The sequence below is a fragment of the Ralstonia sp. VS2407 genome (genome assembly GCF_052950655.1).
On the sequence record NZ_JBRFVG010000013.1, the window covers coordinates 120,963 to 137,674 of the forward strand.

Annotated in this window: 15 protein-coding genes and 1 pseudogene; 6 read left to right on the forward strand and 10 right to left on the reverse strand. The window is 64.1% G+C overall.

The window, feature by feature from the left end:
• Nucleotides 1-3 precede the first annotated feature (3 nt).
• Nucleotides 4-900, reverse strand: coding sequence for a LysR family transcriptional regulator ArgP (locus ACU8YE_RS19895; protein WP_322016838.1), 897 nt, complete (start codon nucleotides 898-900; stop codon nucleotides 4-6).
• A gap of 74 nt (nucleotides 901-974) precedes the next feature.
• Between ACU8YE_RS19895 and ACU8YE_RS19900 the strand changes: the two genes are divergently transcribed.
• Nucleotides 975-1,616 carry a LysE/ArgO family amino acid transporter gene (locus ACU8YE_RS19900; protein WP_446929413.1) on the forward strand — a complete coding sequence of 214 codons (642 nt, stop codon included), beginning with the start codon at nucleotides 975-977 and terminating at the stop codon, nucleotides 1,614-1,616.
• Between the two features lie 15 nt (nucleotides 1,617-1,631).
• Here the strand turns inward: ACU8YE_RS19900 and ACU8YE_RS19905 are convergent, their stop codons facing one another.
• Together ACU8YE_RS19905 and ACU8YE_RS19910 are read right to left on the reverse strand one after the other, a co-directional pair.
• Nucleotides 1,632-1,865: a hypothetical protein gene (locus tag ACU8YE_RS19905; protein ID WP_316871454.1), complete on the reverse strand. Its 234-nt coding sequence runs from the start codon at nucleotides 1,863-1,865 to the stop codon at nucleotides 1,632-1,634.
• Nucleotides 1,866-2,269: 404 nt separating this feature from the next.
• Nucleotides 2,270-2,728: a MerR family transcriptional regulator gene (locus ACU8YE_RS19910; RefSeq protein ID WP_232040317.1), complete on the reverse strand. Its 459-nt coding sequence runs from the start codon at nucleotides 2,726-2,728 to the stop codon at nucleotides 2,270-2,272.
• Between the two features lie 91 nt (nucleotides 2,729-2,819).
• Here ACU8YE_RS19910 and ACU8YE_RS19915 point away from each other — a divergent pair, with 91 nt between their 5' ends.
• Both ACU8YE_RS19915 and ACU8YE_RS19920 read left to right on the forward strand, forming a co-directional pair.
• The gene (locus ACU8YE_RS19915; protein ID WP_446929421.1) at nucleotides 2,820-4,055 is read left to right on the forward strand and encodes an NADH:flavin oxidoreductase/NADH oxidase family protein; all 1,236 of its coding nucleotides are present in this window, start codon (nucleotides 2,820-2,822) and stop codon (nucleotides 4,053-4,055) included.
• A gap of 91 nt (nucleotides 4,056-4,146) precedes the next feature.
• Nucleotides 4,147-4,980: an aldo/keto reductase gene (locus ACU8YE_RS19920; RefSeq protein ID WP_446929414.1), complete on the forward strand. Its 834-nt coding sequence runs from the start codon at nucleotides 4,147-4,149 to the stop codon at nucleotides 4,978-4,980.
• A 22-nt stretch (nucleotides 4,981-5,002) separates the two neighbouring features.
• Here the strand turns inward: ACU8YE_RS19920 and ACU8YE_RS19925 are convergent, their stop codons facing one another.
• From ACU8YE_RS19925 to ACU8YE_RS19935, 3 genes are all read right to left on the reverse strand, one after another.
• Nucleotides 5,003-5,422: a hypothetical protein gene (locus ACU8YE_RS19925; protein WP_232040314.1), complete on the reverse strand. Its 420-nt coding sequence runs from the start codon at nucleotides 5,420-5,422 to the stop codon at nucleotides 5,003-5,005.
• 555 nt (nucleotides 5,423-5,977) lie between these two features.
• Complete coding sequence (gene mdeB / locus ACU8YE_RS19930) at nucleotides 5,978-8,677, reverse strand: alpha-ketoglutarate dehydrogenase (protein ID WP_446929415.1); 2,700 nt, start codon at nucleotides 8,675-8,677, stop codon at nucleotides 5,978-5,980.
• A 91-nt stretch (nucleotides 8,678-8,768) separates the two neighbouring features.
• Nucleotides 8,769-9,785 carry a 1-aminocyclopropane-1-carboxylate deaminase gene (locus ACU8YE_RS19935; RefSeq protein WP_024975458.1) on the reverse strand — a complete coding sequence of 339 codons (1,017 nt, stop codon included), beginning with the start codon at nucleotides 9,783-9,785 and terminating at the stop codon, nucleotides 8,769-8,771.
• Between the two features lie 145 nt (nucleotides 9,786-9,930).
• On the opposite strand from ACU8YE_RS19935, the gene ACU8YE_RS19940 reads away from it, so the two are divergent.
• Nucleotides 9,931-10,452 (forward strand): Lrp/AsnC family transcriptional regulator, encoded by a 522-nt coding sequence (locus ACU8YE_RS19940; protein WP_232043020.1) that lies wholly within the window; start codon nucleotides 9,931-9,933, stop codon nucleotides 10,450-10,452.
• Nucleotides 10,453-10,473: 21 nt separating this feature from the next.
• Here the strand turns inward: ACU8YE_RS19940 and ACU8YE_RS19945 are convergent, their stop codons facing one another.
• Nucleotides 10,474-11,952, reverse strand: a complete 1,479-nt coding sequence (locus ACU8YE_RS19945) for an aminotransferase class V-fold PLP-dependent enzyme (RefSeq protein WP_446929416.1) — start codon at nucleotides 11,950-11,952, stop codon at nucleotides 10,474-10,476.
• 146 nt (nucleotides 11,953-12,098) lie between these two features.
• Here ACU8YE_RS19945 and ACU8YE_RS19950 point away from each other — a divergent pair, with 146 nt between their 5' ends.
• Nucleotides 12,099-12,569, forward strand: a complete 471-nt coding sequence (locus ACU8YE_RS19950; protein WP_012435937.1) for an Lrp/AsnC family transcriptional regulator — start codon at nucleotides 12,099-12,101, stop codon at nucleotides 12,567-12,569.
• Here ACU8YE_RS19950 and ACU8YE_RS19955 read toward each other — a convergent pair.
• A complete protein-coding gene (locus tag ACU8YE_RS19955) occupies nucleotides 12,520-13,488 on the reverse strand; it encodes an AraC family transcriptional regulator N-terminal domain-containing protein (RefSeq protein ID WP_446929417.1) in 969 nt (322 codons plus the stop codon). The two genes, ACU8YE_RS19950 and ACU8YE_RS19955, sit on opposite strands and share 50 nt — an antisense overlap.
• Before the next feature lie 168 nt (nucleotides 13,489-13,656).
• Here ACU8YE_RS19955 and ACU8YE_RS19960 point away from each other — a divergent pair, with 168 nt between their 5' ends.
• Entirely contained in the window at nucleotides 13,657-14,706 is a 1,050-nt protein-coding gene (locus ACU8YE_RS19960) for an NAD(P)-dependent alcohol dehydrogenase (protein WP_446929418.1), read from the forward strand.
• A 143-nt stretch (nucleotides 14,707-14,849) separates the two neighbouring features.
• Here ACU8YE_RS19960 and ACU8YE_RS19965 read toward each other — a convergent pair whose 3' ends face one another.
• Both ACU8YE_RS19965 and tssG read right to left on the reverse strand, forming a co-directional pair.
• Nucleotides 14,850-15,908: a type VI secretion system protein TssA gene (locus ACU8YE_RS19965; RefSeq protein WP_446929419.1), complete on the reverse strand. Its 1,059-nt coding sequence runs from the start codon at nucleotides 15,906-15,908 to the stop codon at nucleotides 14,850-14,852.
• Between the two features lie 55 nt (nucleotides 15,909-15,963).
• Nucleotides 15,964-16,617: pseudogene (gene tssG, locus ACU8YE_RS19970) on the reverse strand (type VI secretion system baseplate subunit TssG); the annotation flags it as partial.
• Nucleotides 16,618-16,712: the final 95 nt, after the last annotated feature.

Below are 16,712 nucleotides of genomic sequence, written 5' to 3' on the forward strand. Positions count from 1 at the left end.
CGGTCAGGGCGCGAGCAGCGCGGCACGCGCGGCGCTCAACACCTTGCGGCTGAATTCATCCAGCAGCGCGGATGCCGCCCGCGCATGCTGCCAATACAGCGGAACGTCCAACGGCGTATCCGGCACCAGCTCGACGAGCGAGCCGTCTTCAAGATGCTGCGCAATCAACGCATGCGGATGCAGCCCCCATCCCATGCCGGCCACGGCCGCAGTCACAAACGCCTGTGACGACGGCAACAGATGGCGCGGCATTTCCACATGCCGATGGCACAGGCGCCTTGCCCACGTTGCCTGCAGCGCATCTTTCGTGTTGAACACGAGGCAGGGCGCCTTCGCCAACGTACCTGCGCCGACGCCGTCTGCGAAATGTTCGCGCACGAAAGCCGGGCTGGCCGCAGCCAGATAACGCATGGCTCCGAGTGGGCGGCTGTTGCAGCCTGTGGTCGGCCGCGCCGTGGCCGTAACGGCAGCCAGCACGGCGCCGCTGCGCAGCCATTCGCTGGTGTGATCCTGGTCGTCAACCGCCACCTCCATCAACACCGGATGTGCTGCTGCGAAGGTGGCGATTGTCGGCGCGAGCCAGGTCGCCAGGCTGTCGGCGTTCACGGCAATGGGCAGCGCAACGCGGGCGACACCTTCTGGTGCCAGCGTCGGCAACGCGCCTTGCAGTTCCTGTTCGAGCAGTCGAACGCGATCTACGTGCTGGCACAGCCGCCGGCCGGTGTCAGTCGGGCGGCACGGCTGATCACGCACCACGAGCGCGCAGCCAACGCGTTCTTCCAGCAACCGAATCCGTTGCGAAATGGCCGATGGCGTGACATTGAGTGCGCGGGCAGCCCGCTCGAAGCTGCCTTCTCGGATGACGGCAGCCAAGGCCGCCAAAGCGGAATAGTCGAGCACAAAGATTAGTAAAACTGAATCGGATGAAGGAAAGATAGTTTGTCTTCATCAAGCCGGACCGGCAAGCTGCGCGTATGACGACCTCGATTGCGACTTCCTCTTCCGTGTTCCTGCAGGGCTTGGCCGTGAGCCTGGGGCTGATCGTGGCCATTGGCGCGCAAAACGCGTTCGTGCTGCGTCAAGGCCTGCGCCGTGAGCATGTGGGCAGCGTGGTGCTGTTCTGTGCGATGGCGGATGCGCTGCTGGTCCTGGCGGGTGTGCTTGGCATGGCGCACGCATTGGGCGAACGGCCCAATCTCGCGCGCATTCTTGCGTTGGCGGGTGCCGCATTCCTGCTGCTGTACGGGTTGCAGGCACTGCGGCGCGCACGGCATTCCAGCCAGTTACGGGCCGCCGCAGATGGCGATGGTCTCACTCGAGGCGCGGCGTTGGCACAGGCGGCGGCTTTTACGTTGCTCAATCCGCACGTCTATCTGGATACGGTGTTGCTCGTGGGCAGCATTGGCGCTCAGCAGGCCGCGGCATTGCGTGGCTGGTTTGTGGCGGGTGCAGGTTCGGCCAGCCTGTTCTGGTTCGTCACGCTGGGGTTTGGGGCGCGTTGGCTCGCGCCCTGGTTTGCCCGGCCGAGAGCATGGCAGGTGCTGGACGGGTTGATTGGCGTGACGATGCTGGTGCTGTCTGCCTTGCTGCTGCGTCATGCGCTGGGCGAGGTTTGAGTCGATTCGATTCCGTTACCATAACGCCGCCGCCGTCTGCATGCCCTTGCGCACGCGGAGCACACCCAGCGATTTCAACAGCGCATGCCCCTGCAGGGTCACGCGCGGTGCGGTCACGCCCGGGCTTGGGCGTTCCAGCGTAAGGAGTTGCAGTGCCAGCAGCGTTTCAACGTCCACCGTGTCCAGATCGCGCGGCTGGGAGTCGCCACATACCAAAACCAGCGTCGCGATTTCATGGGGGCTCAGCATCGTTGTCTCCAGCTTGATTGGTATGGGGCGGCGCCCGTTTTGTCGCGCGGATGGCGTTTGTACAAAGCCGTGTGCAAGCGCTACTGCATGGCCTGCATCGGAAGGTGCCCACAGCCGATCTGCGGAGTGCTGTCAGACGATCTGAAGTGCGTTTCCTTTGGCTCTGACGCCGGCATTTTCTGCGTCGGGCGCGGGGGAGGACGCAATTGCCATTCCTGAGGCCGCGATGCGGCGCCCACGAACACGTATGTGTTCCGCTGCCCATGGTGCATGCAGCACGACACGGGGGCGAGGAGTCGAGATGACGACCTGGTCGGGAAGCTGGCGAGGGCAAGCGGGCTTGGCCGCACGCGGTGATGACCCATGCCGACACGTTCGAGCGCGTCTCGGAATGGTCGCGCGCCTCAGCCACGCTTTCTTGCCGGGCGCGCCGGAGGTTCTGCAGCGGGCTGCTTGAGCGGTCGCATGTTCATCTTGTCGAAGACGCGGCGGGCGCGTTCGGCGCAGTCTTCACCGTCGGCCTCGTGGTCGACTTCGCGAATGAGCGCCAGCAAGTCGCGCTTGTTTTGCGCCAGGTGCTGCTCAAGCACATCAATTTCCGCCACTTTGCGGCGTAGGGCCAGCAGCAGTTCTTCGCGCGGCCACGCGCCTTGGTGTCCGGGCAGCAGGGCGCGAATTTCTTCGAGCGAGAACCCCGCGCTTTGCGCGCGCAGGATGATCTCCAGCCGCGTTACGGATTCGGGTGCGTATTCCCGATACCCATTGGATTGCCGCTCAGCCGGCTGCAACAGGCCGCTGGCTTCATAAAACCGGATGCGGGAGGCGGCCACGCCGCTCAGGCGGGCCAATTCACCAATCTTCATGTGCGTGCTCCGCAGGCTTGACATTCAAGTTGACTTTAAGCTTAGGGTTCAGGTGTCGTCAAACGTCGAATCCCGATAGGGCATGCCACCCATGAAGCTCTTCACGCCCCTCGTTCTGCCCAACGGCGCGGTGATTCCCAATCGCCTGGCCAAAGCCGCCATGGAAGAAAACATGGCCGATGCCGATCACGCGCCTTCCGACGCGCTGCTGCGCCTGTATGAAGCCTGGGCGGCAGGCGGTGCCGGCTTGATCCTGACCGGCAACGTGATGGTCGACCACCGCGCCATGACCGGCCCGAACGGCGTCGTGCTGGAAGACGGCACGCATCTGGAACGCTTCCGTCGCTGGGCGCAGGTCGCGCGGGCGCATGGTGCGCATGCGTGGGTGCAGATCAACCATCCGGGACGCCAGATGCCGGCATCGCTCGGGCAACCGACGCTGGCGCCGTCGGCCGTTCCACTGGCGCTTGGCGCGTTATCCAAGCAGTTCCCGGTGCCGCGTGAGATGACCGAGGCGGATATCCGCGAAGTCCAGCAGCGCTTTACGCGCAGCGCGCAACTGGCCGAGCAGAGCGGCTTCACCGGTGTGCAGATCCACGCCGCGCATGGCTATCTGCTGAGCCAGTTTCTGTCGCCCATCTCCAACCGGCGGAAGGACCAGTGGGGCGGCCCGATCGAGAACCGCGCGCGCCTGCTGCTCGATATCGTGCGCAGCGTGCGCGCCGCCGTGTCGCCGCAGTTCGTCGTGGCGGTCAAGCTGAACTCCGCCGATTTCCAGCGCGGCGGCTTCAGCCCGGACGATGCAAAGCAGGTGGTCGAGCTGCTCAACCCGCTGAGTGTCGATCTGGTGGAACTGTCCGGTGGCAGCTATGAAGTGCCCGCCATGCAAGGGCAGGCGCGCGACGGCCGCACGCTCGCCCGCGAAGCGTATTTCCTGGAATTCGCACGCGACATTGCCGGCATTGCCCGCATGCCGCTGATGGTCACGGGCGGCATCCGGCGCCGGGCGGTGGCGGAGCAGGTGGTCGACAGCGGTGTCGATATGGTGGGCATTGCGACGGCGCTGTCCATCGATCCGAACCTGCCGCGCGACTGGGCGGGCGGCAAGAACAGCGCGCCGGTGCTGCAGCCCATCACATGGAAGAACAAGGCGCTGGGCGCACTCGCCAACATGGCCGTCGTCAAGTTCCAGCTCAGCCGGCTGAGCAAGGGGCGCACGACGGCCCCCGGCGTGTCGCCCCTGCGGGCGCTGATCGAGCAGCAACTGGCCGCGGCATGTCAGTCGCGGCGCTATCGCCGGTGGGCGGCGCAACGTCAGGCGCGCTAGAGCGTATTTTCTGACCGGACGGGCGCGCCCTTACCGGTGCGCCGCGTCTCTTGTAGATTCATGTTTTGCCTGACCGATCGGAAAGCACGACATGAAACACGTCACTCTGCCCAACGGCGAACGCGTCCCTGCACTCGGCATGGGCACTTGGAACATGGGCGACGACCGCGCCACGCGCGCCGAAGAAATCGCCACGCTGCGCCTGGGCCTCGACCTGGGTTTGCGCCTGATCGACACCGCCGAGATGTACGGCGAAGGCCTCTCTGAATCGTTGATTGGCGAGGCCATTGCCGGGCGGCGCGATGAGGTCTTTCTCGTCAGCAAGGTCTATCCGCACAACGCCAGCCGGCGCGGTATCGCCGCGGCGTGCGAGCGCAGCCTGCGCCGCCTCGGCACCGACAGGCTCGATTTGTACCTGCTGCACTGGCGTGGCGATGTGCCGTTTGAAGAAACATTGGAAGGCCTGAAGGCCCTGCAGCGCGAGGGCAAGATCCGCCAGTACGGCGTGAGCAATCTTGACCTGTCCGATATGGAGGAGTGGTGGGACACGCCCGGCGGCGATCAGACCGCCGTCAATCAGCTGCTCTACAACCTCAGCCGGCGCGGCATCGAATGGGATGTGTTGCCTTGGCTGCGCGAGCGCCGCGTACCGGTGATGGCCTATTCGCCCATCGAGCAAGCGCGGCTCGTTCGGCATCCGAAGCTGATGCGCTTTGCGCAGGAGTCCGGCATGACGCCGGCACAGATGGCGCTCGCGTGGCTGCTGGCGAATGACGACATCATCGCGATTCCCAAGACCGGCCACCGTGACCGGTTGCGCGAGAACATCGGCGCGCTGTCGCACACGCTCACGGCTGAGCAGCTTGCAACACTGGACAGCATCTTCCCGCCGCCCAAAGGGCCGCGCGCGTTGGAGATGCTCTAAGCGTCCTAAGCGCGCTAAGTGCTCAGCGCGACTTCGCCAGGTAGCGCTCGTGATCGACGTAGCCCATCAGGTAGACGCGGGCTTTCTCGCGGGTGTCTTTGGTGACGCGGTCGGCTGCCTTGCGCGCGCCGGATGAAGACATCGACGCGCTCAGGTGGTCGCGGAAACCGTCGTGCATGGTGCGCAGATCGCCCTCGCAGGCATCGAGCGCGGAGGCGACCACGGACTTCGTCTGCGTGGTGCCCGGCACGCCGCTATCGGCCTGGCGCTGCACGCACGCCATGTAGTTGGCGCGCAGCACCTGCCAGCCGTTGTCTGCGCTGGCGTCGGTGGTTGCCGCAGCGGCGGTGGGCGAATCAACGGGCTGCTGTTGCGGGTGCGATGCGCACGCACCGAGCAAGGCCAGCAGGACGAGAGACGGGCAGGTCAGGGCTTTTTTCATGGCATGGACTGTACTGCACGGCCTCGCTGCTTGCGCGACGCGAAGTCGACCTAAATGCACGTCGTAACATTTGGAAACGAAAAAGGGCGCTGACGAAACGCCCTTGGCCGAACCCGCCGCACGAGCGATTTCAGAAGACAGTGCCCTGACTCATTTCGCTGCGCCGGTGCATCCACCGCAGCCCGCGCCGCGATTCAGCGCGCCACGCGCCGACAGCAAAGCGCGACGCGCGAGACAAGAAGCTCGGGCAGTCGAGCAAAAAGCCTCGTGCGCCGAGTTCTGAGCCTCAACCGCCGAGCAAAAAGCTCGACACGCGGAGCAAAAAGCTGGACACACGGAGCAAATAGCTCGACACACGGAGCAAATAGCTCGACACACGGAGCAAATAGCTCGACACGCCGAGCAAATAGCTCGACACGCCGAGCAAAAAGGTCGGCACGCGGAGCAAAAAGCTCGACACGCCGAGCAAATAGCTCCACACATCGAGCAAAAAGCCTCAACCGTCGAGCTTCGATCTCCGCGAGTCGAGCTAAATACTTCGCGAGTGGGCGTTCTTCAGCGCATCCAGGGCGCGTCGACCATCGTGGCGTGTTTGCCGTAGCGTGCAACCGCCTCACGCACCACGGCGTGATCCAGTTCACCGTCGTCGGCGAGCGCCTTCAGTGCGGCGATGACGATGGATGCGCGGTCCACTTCGAAGAACTCGCGCAGCGCCCGGCGTGAATCGCTCCGGCCAAAGCCGTCGGTGCCGAGCGTGACGTAGCGGCGCGGCACGTGCGCACGGATCAGCTCGGGTACGGCGCGCACATAGTCGGTGGCGGCAACGACGGGGCCGCGTGATGCGCGCAAGACGGTTTCCACGTACGACGGCGCGGCTTCCCCGCCCAGGCGGGCGACGCGCTCGGCAGCGATGGCCTCGCGGTGCAGCTCGGAAAAGCTCGTCACGCTCCAGGTGGCGGCGTCGATGTTCCAGTCATCCTTGAGCATCTGCGCGGCGGCCATGACTTCGCCCAGGATGGCGCCGGAGCCCAGCAACTGCACGCGCGCGGTCGGCAGGCGTTGCGGCGTCAGCGGATACATCCCTTTGAGAATCCCCTCGCGCAGATCGCGATCCGGCATCGATGGCTGCGCGTAGTTCTCGTTCGTGACCGTGAGGTAGTAGAACGTGTCCTCCTGGCGCTCCAGCATCGCGCGCATGCCTTCGTCGAGGATGACGGCCACCTCGTAGGAAAACGCCGGGTCCCACGCGCGGCAGTTGGGCACCGTGGATGCGGCAAGGTGGCTCGCGCCGTCCTGATGCTGCAGGCCCTCGCCGCCGAGCGTTGTCTTGCCGGCGGTGGCACCGATCAGGAAGCCGCGCGCACGCTGGTCGGCCGCTGCCCAGATGAGATCGCCGATGCGCTGGAAGCCGAACATCGAGTAGTAGATGTAGAACGGCAGCATCGGCAGATCGTGCGTGCTGTACGCCGTGGCGGCGGCAATCCACGACGAGATGGCGCCGGCCTCCGAGATACCTTCCTCCAGGATCTGCCCGCTCGTGTCTTCGCGGTAATACAGCATCGAACCCAGATCTTCCGGTTCGTATTGCTGGCCCAGCGGCGAATAGATGCCCACCTGGCGGAACATGCTCGCCATGCCGAACGTGCGCGCCTCGTCCGCCACCACCGGCACCATGCGCGGGCCCAGCGTGTCGTCTTTCAGCAGGTTGCCGAACATCCGCACGATCGCCATCGTGGTCGACATCTCGCGCCCCTCGGCTTGCAACGCGAATTGTCCCCAGGATGGCAGTGCAGGCACGGTCAGCGCCTGCGTTGCCGCCTTCCGCCGTCTGGGCAGATAGCCTCCGAGGGCAGCCCGGCGTGCATGCAGGTATTGCATCTCCGGGCTGTCTGGCGCTGGCTTGTAAAACTTCAATTGCTCGACATCGATGTCGGACAGCGGCAGGCGGAAGCGGTCGCGAAACGCCTTGAGCTGATCGACATCGAGCTTCTTTTGCTGGTGCGTCGTCATCCGGCCTTGCCCAACGCTGCCCATGCCGAAACCCTTCATCGTCTTGGCGAGGATCACCGTGGGCTGGCCGGTATGCTGCAGCGCGCGGGCGTAGGCGGCGTGGAGCTTGCGCACGTCGTGGCCGCCGCGGCGCAGGCGGTCGATGTCTTCGTTGCTGAAATGCGAGACGAGCGCGGCAAGTTCCGGGTTTTGGCCGAAGAAGCGCTCACGGTTGTAGGCGCCGTCGTTGGCGGAGAAGGTCTGGAACTGCCCGTCGACGGTCTGCGCGAATGCACGCAGCAAGGCCCCCGAATGGTCGCGGGCGAAGAGGGCATCCCAGTCCGAACCCCATAGCACCTTGATGACGTTCCAGCCCGCGCCGGTGAACTGCGCTTCGAGTTCGTCGACGATGCGCCCGTTGCCGCGTACGGGCCCGTCGAGCCGCTGCAGGTTGCAGTTGATGACGAACACGATGTTGTCGAGCCGCTCGCGCGCCGCCAGCGAGAGCGCGCCGATCGATTCCGGTTCGTCCATTTCACCGTCGCCAAAGAAGCCCCACACCTTGCGTTCGGCGGTTTGCAGCAGCCCGCGGTTGTGCAGGTAGCGCATGAAGCGCGCCTGGTAGATCGCATTGATCGGCCCGATGCCCATCGACCCGGTCGGGAACTGCCAGAACTCGGGCATCAACCACGGATGCGGATACGAGCACAGCCCCGGACCGGTGATTTCGCGCCGATAGTGTTCGAGCTGCGTTTCACTCAGGAAGCCTTCGAGATACGCACGTGCGTAGACGCCAGGCGACGAGTGCGGCTGGAAGTAGACGAGATCGCCGCCGTGCGCCGCGTTGTCTGCCCGGAAGAAATGATTGAAGCCGACTTCGAACAGATCGGCGGCCGATGCGTAGCTGGCGATGTGCCCGCCCAGCTCGCCGTAGGCCTGGTTGGCGCGCACCACCATGGCGAGCGCGTTCCAGCGGAGCGCGGCGGCCAGGCGCTCTTCGGTATCGATGTCGCCGGGATACGGCGGCTGCGCCTCAACGGGGATCGTGTTGGCGTAGGGCGTGACGCGGGCGAGAGCGGTGCCGACGCCCAGCTTTGCGGCGCGCTCCGCGAGGCGGTCGAACAGGAACTGCGCGCGGGCGGTGCCGGCATGCTGGACGACGGCCTCCAGCGCGTCGAGCCATTCGGCGGTTTCCCCTGGGTCGCTGTCTTCGATGCGTTGCGCAAGGGAGCGCATCGACGCGGCCCCCGTCGATAAATCCGTCATGACTGGTCCTGCCTGAAGGAAGGATGGGAAAGCGAGCCGTGATCTCGCGATGCACGCCCGCGCCCGGATGCGCCGCCGCGGCGGCGCCGCATCAACCGTTGCGGAAGATGAAGCTGTAAGCGTTGAGTGCCGGCACGCCGCCCAGATGGGCGTAGAGCACGCGCGAGCCTTCAGGAAATTCACCGTTGCGGACCATGTCGATCATGCCGTGCATGGATTTCCCTTCGTACACGGGGTCGGTCAGCATGGCTTCCTGGCGTGCGCACAGGCGAATGGCTTCGAGCGTGCCTTCATTGGGCAGGCCGTATTCCGGGCCGCCGTAGCGCGTGTCGAGCACCACGTCTTTCTCCGTGATGTTTCTGCCGAGGTCGACCAGCTCGGCGGTGTGCTGCGCGATGCGGAGGATCTGCGCGCGCGTCTGTTCGGGCTTGGCCGAGGCATCGATACCGATCACCTTGTCGGCCCGGCCATCCGCCGCAAAGCCGACGACCATGCCGGCTTGCGTGCTGCCCGTGACGGAGCACACCACGATGTAGTCGAACTTGAAGCCCAGCTCCGCTTCCTGCTGGCGCACTTCTTCGGCAAAGCCGACAAAGCCCAGACCGCCGAGCGGGTGCTCGGAGCAGCCGGCCGGAATCGGGAACGGCTTGCCGCCGCGCTTGCGCACGTCTTCCATGGCCTGTTCCCAGCTGGGCCGGATGCCGATGTCGAAGCCTGCGGCATCGAGGCGCACGTCGGCGCCCATGATGCGCGACATCTCGATATTGCCGACGCGGTCATACACGGCGTCGGAGTAGTTCACCCAGTTTTCCTGCACTAGCACGCACTTGAGGCCCAAGTGTGCAGCGACGGCGGCCACCTGGCGCGTCTGGTTCGACTGAATGCCGCCAATGGACACCAGCGTGTCGTACCCGCCTTCCAGCGCTTCCGGGATCAGGTATTCGAGCTTGCGCGTCTTGTTGCCGCCGAAGGCCAGGCCGCTGTTGCAGTCTTCGCGCTTGGCAAACAGCTCCACCTTGCCACCCAGGTGCGCGCTCAATCGTTTCAGCGGCTGGATGGGCGTCGGGCCGAACGTCAGGGGATAACGGGGAAATCGCTGCAGGTTCATGAGGTGGCTCCTTCAGTGCCGCAAATGGCGGGATGTCGGAAACCAATGGTACGCAGAACGCTGCGAAATGAGGTTGCAAAGATCGTCTACTATCCAGAACGCAACGGGTTGTAGATCGGAATTGAAATCTATTTATTTCTTTGAAATGAAAAAGAGCGAAACAAAATTGCAGAAGAATTCTGACACGTCGACAGCTTCTGCGCGCCACGCCTTGGATCGTACCGATCGCGCGATTCTCCGGGCGCTCCAGCGCGATGCGTCCATCTCGAACGTGGCCCTGGCGGCCAAGGTGAACCTCAGCCCGCCGGCCTGCCTGCGCCGCGTGGAACGGCTCAAGGAGCTGGGGCTGATCAAGGGGATTGTTGCGCTGCTCGATCCGCGTGCGCTGGATCTGGGGTCGCTGGTGATGATCGGCGTCGTGCTGGATCGCTCGACGCCGGAATCATTCACAGCATTCGAGAAGGCGGTGCAGAAGGTGCCCGGTTGCCTGGAATGCCACGTCGTCACGGGCGAATTCGATTACTTCATGCTCGTGCGCACGAAAGACAACGAAGGCTACAACCGGCTCCACGCCGAACAGCTGCTGTATCTGCCGGGCGTGCGGCAGATACGGACGTTCATGGTGCTCAAGCAGGTGCTGTCGACGACGGAGCTGCCGGTGGCGTAGCCCGGGGTAGCGCGAGGCCGCTCAGCCCTTGCGCTGCTCCATCAAGCGGTTCCAAAGCATGCTGGCCCGGTTGCCGCTTCGGCAATACGCGAGGATGGGCTTGGGCAGCGTGTCGACCAAGGCGCCGAATGCGGCAACGTCTGCATCGCCAATGCCATTCGGCTCGACGGGCAGGTAGTGCGCTTCCAGGCCCAGTTCGCGGGCGGCAGCGGCAATGTCTTCAAAGGCAGGCTGGTCGCTGCTCTCGCCATCCGGGCGGTTGCAGATGACCGAGCGGAAGCCTGCGCTGCGGATGGCCTTCAGATCGGCCGGCATGATTTGCCGCGATGCGGTCAACCCGCTCGATGCCGTGGCGCGGCATTGCTCGATCGCGCGCTGGAAGCACGCAACGGCAAAGTCGACGTCCTGTTCGGTCGCAAAGCGGCCCAGGCTGATGCGTACGGTGCGGCCGGCGGCATCGGCATCCAGGCCGATGGCCGTCAGCACGTGCGATGGCGTGCCCGCTGCAGAGTTGCACGCCGATGTGGACGACACGGCAAGGTCGTCGCCCAGCATCATCGGCATGAAGCCGGGCGCGTTGACCGTCAGGCTGAGGGTGTGGGGAATGCGTCGAGCCACGTCGGCGTTCTGCACCACGTCGCCGAGGGCGAGCATCGCTGCCTTCAGCCGCTGGCTCAGCGCACCAATGCGGGTGGTTTCGTGCTCCAGTTCAACGGCCGCCAATTCACACGCCACGCCCATGCCGACAATCTGATGCGTCGCCAGCGTGCCTGAGCGCAGACCACGCTCGTGGCCGCCGCCGTGGATTTGCGGCGCAATGCGCGAGGCGATGTCGCGGCGGACATACAGCGCGCCGATCCCCTTGGGCCCATACACCTTGTGGGCGGACATCGAGAGCATGTCGATGCCGAGCGCGCGCACATCGATCGGCGTCTTGCCGAGTGCCTGTGCGGCATCGACGTGGAACAGCGCGCCGGCTGCATGCACGATCTGAGCGATTGCGCCAACGTTGGTCAGCGTGCCCAACTCGTTGTTCACCAGCATGAGCGAGACAAGCCCGGTGTCGGGCGTCATCGCAGCGGCGACAGCCTCGGGCGTTATTTCACCGTCGCGTGTCGGCGAGAGATACGTCACCGAACAGCCGCGTGCGGACAGGTTCGCCATCGTGTCGAGAATGGCCTTGTGTTCGATGCGGCTGGTGATGAGGTGACGCTTGCCGGTGGCGGCGTCTGCGTAGCCTTTCAGCGCGAGGTTGTTGGATTCGGTGGCGCCCGACGTCCAGATGATCTCGTCGGCATCGGCGCCAATGAGGGCGGCAACTTGCTCGCGCGCTTGCTCGACCTTGTTCCGCGCAACGCGGCCGGTCGCATGCGAACTCGACGCCGGGTTGCCGAAGGCGCCTTCCATGCCCAGGCAGGCGGTCATGGCTGCAATCACGCGAGGGTCGGCCGGCGTGGTGGCTGCGTAGTCGAGGTAGTGGAGGGTGTTGCTGTCGCTCATTTTCGGTTCTGTGCTGCGGTGGAGGCAGGGAAAATGATACGGCGGACAGCCCAGAAAATTAATTCAAAGTTTCCTGGCAAATGCTCGATATGGCAGAAAATGTTCCCTAGAATTCAGGCTTTATAGAAGAAAATTTCTCTACCGAAATGGACGCCATTGACCGCGAACTACTGAGGCTGCTGCAGGCCGATGCGACGCTGCCCATCGCCGAGCTTGCGCAGCGCGTGAACCTCTCGCAAACGCCGTGCTGGAAGCGGGTGCAGCGGCTCAAGGACACGGGCGTCATCCGCGCGCAAGTGGCGCTGTGCGACGCGCGCAAGCTGGGCGTCGGCACCACGGTGTTCGTTGCAGTGCGCACCGATCAACACACCGAGAAATGGGCACAGCGTTTCACGCAGGTGGTGCGCGATATGCCCGAGGTGGTGGAGGTCTACCGGATGAGCGGCGAGATGGACTATCTGCTGCGCGTTGCGGTGGCGGGCATCGAAGACTACGACCGCGTGTACAAGCACCTCATCAAGTCCGTGCCGCTGTCGGATGTGAGTTCATCGTTCTCGATGGAGCAGATCAAGTATTCGACGGCGTTGCCGGTGCGGGATGGGGGGCAGGGGGATTGAGGGTGCGCCGGTGGCGCAGGCCGTCGATGTCTCGCTTAGGCGGCGCGCCGAACAGGCGGCTGTATTCGCGGCTGAACTGCGACGGGCTTTCGTAGCCGACCTTGAATGCCGCGCTCGCTGCGTCCAGGTGTTCGTTTAACATCAGCCGCTTGGCTTCATTCAAGCGCAGCCACTTCTGATATTGCAGCGGGCTCATTGAGGTGAGCTGGCGAAAGTGATGGTGGAACGTCGGCGCACTCATCTGCACGCGCGCGGCGAGCGCTTCAATACGCAGCGGCAGCGTGAAGTTCTGCTTCAGCCAATCGATGGCCTTGGTGATGCGATAGCCCTGGCTGTCGACCGAGGCAATCTGCCGGAGCCGGCCGGCTTGATCGCTGGTCAGCAATCGGTAGTGGATCTCACGCTGGATCAACGGGGCGAGTGCCGGGATGGCGTCAGGCTCGTCCAGCAGCGCCAGCAGGCGCGTGAACGGGGCAAGGATGGTGGGCGTTGCCGTGCCGAGTCCCGCGCTCATCCCGACCGAGCGGTCGCGTGGCGGCGGCAGGCCTCCTTGCGCGATGAGTTCGGCCAGCATGCGCAAATCCAGCTTCAGGACCAGACCGAGGCAGGGCTGCTCGCAACTGGCCACTTTCACTTCCGATGCGGCCGGCAGATCCAACGACGTGATCAGGAAATGCGACGTGTCATACGGATACGCCTCCCCGCCGATCAGCATCTGCTTTGCGCCCTGAGACACAAGAACGATGCTCGGCTCGACCACGCAAAAAGAGGGCGGCGCCGGAGTTTCACGTCGAAAGAAAACGAGGTCGCCAATGGGCGTGGAGTAGTCGCCCGGCCCCGCGGTGTGCGCCGCGATGATGCGGGACAGCACCGCGTGTGCTGCGTCGCGCTCTCGTTGCATGTCGTCGGTCAATGTCATGCGGATGAAACCTCCTGGGCGGACTTTACTGCGAGGGCAGCGTGCCGACCACAAAAACGGCGGCGGCTCATCGGATCAGGCAAGAAAACCAGCGGAATACGCTATCGGTTCCTTGGGCGGCCTGAAGAAAATGCCCTATCCGTCAACGAACAATCCACGGAAGACACCATGCAAATTCATGCCTATGGCGCCCACGCCGGCGACAAACCTCTCGAACCGCTCCAGATCACGCGCCGCAGCCCCGGTGCGCACGACGTCCAGATCGACATCGCGTATTGCGGCATCTGCCATTCAGACTTGCACCAAGTGCGTGCGGAGTGGGCCGGCACGCAGTTTCCGTGTGTGCCCGGGCACGAGATCGTCGGCCGCGTTTCCGCTGTCGGCGCGCACGTGTCGGGTTTCGCGGTGGGTGACCTGGTTGGTGTCGGTTGCATTGTCGACAGCTGCCGGCACTGTGAAGAGTGCGAAGCCGGTCTGGAGAACTACTGCGACAGCATGGTCGGCACCTATAACGGACCGACGGCAGATGCACCGGGCTGGACGCTCGGCGGCTACTCCGAAAAGATCGTCGTGGATGAACGCTACGTGCTGCGCATTCGGCATCCTGAAGCGCAGCTAGCCGCCGTGGCACCGCTGCTGTGCGCGGGCATCACGACCTATTCGCCGCTACGCCACTGGAATGCCGGCCCTGGCAAGAAAGTCGGCGTGGTTGGCATCGGCGGTCTCGGCCACATGGGTATCAAGCTTGCGCACGCCATGGGCGCGCACGTGGTGGCGTTCACCACGTCCGAATCCAAACGCGAAGCCGCCAAGGCGCTGGGCGCCGATGAAGTTGTGGTGTCACGCAATGCCGACGAGATGGGCGCCCATGTCAAGAGCTTCGACTTCATCCTCAATACCGTGGCAGCACCGCATGACTTGGATGCGTTGCTCGCCCTCCTCAAGCGCGACGGCACGATGACGCTGGTCGGCGCGCCGGCCACGCCGCATCCGTCGCCCAACGTGTTCAATCTGATCTTGAAGCGGCGCTCGCTTGCCGGCTCGCTGATCGGCGGCATTCCCGAGACCCAGGAGATGCTCGATTTCTGCGCGGAGCACGGCATCGTCTCCGACATCGAGTTGATCCGCGCAGACCAGATCAACGACGCCTATGAACGCATGCTCAAGGGCGACGTGAAGTACCGCTTCGTGATCGACAGCGCAACGCTGGCTGGTTGAGCGATCTGATCTGTCATAACGGGAGTGTAGGGCGAGTTGGATGGATGCCCACTGTCGCACCGGCGGTGCATCGTGCGCCGGCGCGGTTTCGCATGACAACCCGAACTGACGGGCAGCCTACGCTTTTTGTGAACGGGGGCTCCTCAGTGCTCCCGCGTCCAGCGTTCAACAAGGTCTGCCGGAATCGCCTGAAACACCTCATCAAAGCGCTTGCCGGTCAGCCGTTCGGCTTGCTCGAGCAGAAGCGCCACAGGGCTACTCGGCTCATGCGCCTCAAACCAGATCCGGGCGGTTCGAATGGAGGCAAGGGCGGTATTACGGTCCATGACGGGCTCAGGTGGGTTGCTATCAAGCGGCGTTACTACCGGGCCCTCGGTGGTGGTGCCCATCAAGCCTTGTGAGGCGGCTGGCGAGCGTTCCGAGATCGGACGTGCAATCACAGTAGGTGCTGCCGGTGGCGACGCACCAGTCACCGTATCCAGCAGTCGCAACAAGGTGCCCAGGTCAGGGTAGTCGTCCGGAAGGTGATGTCGCGCCCAGGAGTCGATCAATGACGCAAAGGCTTGCGCCTCGTCCAGCGCGGACAGTACTGCGTCGTTTTGTTTGCGCAGTTCGTGGAGCTGGTGCCGCACTGACTCCGGCGCCAAGGCGTCTGCCGCGCGTGGAGTGCTCAATGATCGCTCGACGTCGCGCACTCGCAGGCGCAGCGCGCCGTTGGTTGAGATCGCCAGGTCCCGCACGTCTTGCATCAGCCCTTGCGGATCGGCCAAGGCGGCCAGTGCGTTAGCACGCACGGCCGGGTCCGCTTCACCGTCCACCACCACTTGCGGGTATATGGTTTCCGGCCATGTCTCAAGCAATCGAGACAGAATGGCCAGCCCGTCCCGCAAGCCAATTGCCTGGCCCAACCGGACCCGGCTGCGCACCAGCAGCACGAGGATACGAATATCCCGCGTGCGCAGCAGCAAGCGACGGCAGTCCCGCTCGACTTCCGTCCAGTTGATTGCCTCGGGAGGGCTGACAAAATCGCCATACTGGGCGTCTTGCTTAGGCGTGACTTGGCTTTGCAGAAGAACGAACTCGGGGTCGTATTCCAGATCGTTCCCGCACGGATGCGCTTCGGAGATTGGCTCCGACAGCTCGGGGAAGATCAGGACGGGGAGCGCGGGCGGCGCGTCTTTGGTTTTCTTGCTGAAGAACATGTGAGGGATACGTGGCAGCTACTTCGGATGGGCGGAGGATCGTCGATGGAGCAACTCAGTGCTTCGCGTACTGCTCAGGTTCGAACACCATGCCCGTAATGGCACGGCTGGGGTCCGGCTCGCCCAGCCAGGTCGACCAGCCCAGGTGTTCCGATGAGCCGAGCACGGCTGGCGGAGCAGCGTCAGGAATCACCTGCAATTCCACCTCCCATACGAACTCGTAGCCAACAAACGAGCGCACCCATTCAATCAGCGCCGGCAAGTCCCGTCCATTGGGCGTGAAGTTCAGATACTGCTGCAGGCTCAACGGGCCAATGACCAGCCGGAATTTGTGCTGCCGATCTGGCACCATCTCGCCCAACATGGCGCCTTGCCCCATCATGCTGGGTGCGCCCGGATGCCCCAATTGAGAAAGCTCGTCTGGGTCAACCGCAATCCAGTGCAGAACAAACTCCTCAAGATGGACCGGCACGCCAAAGAAATGGGCCAGCGTCGCGGAAATGCCGTCGGGGCTGCGCGATTCGCGCACGTGGTGAGCGCTGGCGGCCAACCGCGCATGCGGTGGCAACGGGCTTGCAGCAATCTCGTCTGTGTCGCACCCGCCGAGCCACCCGACATAGCGCGAGAACACTTCGGCATCTGGGCGATCCAGCCCCGCCGTTGATTGTGAATGCGCCCTGAATCGCCCCGCTGCCAGTAGACACCTGTGAGCCTCAAACTAGAGGTTAGACAGGAGTTGCGATGAGTGCGCAGAGATACACCGAAGAATTCAAGGTCGAGGCGGTCAATCAGGTCTTGGACAGA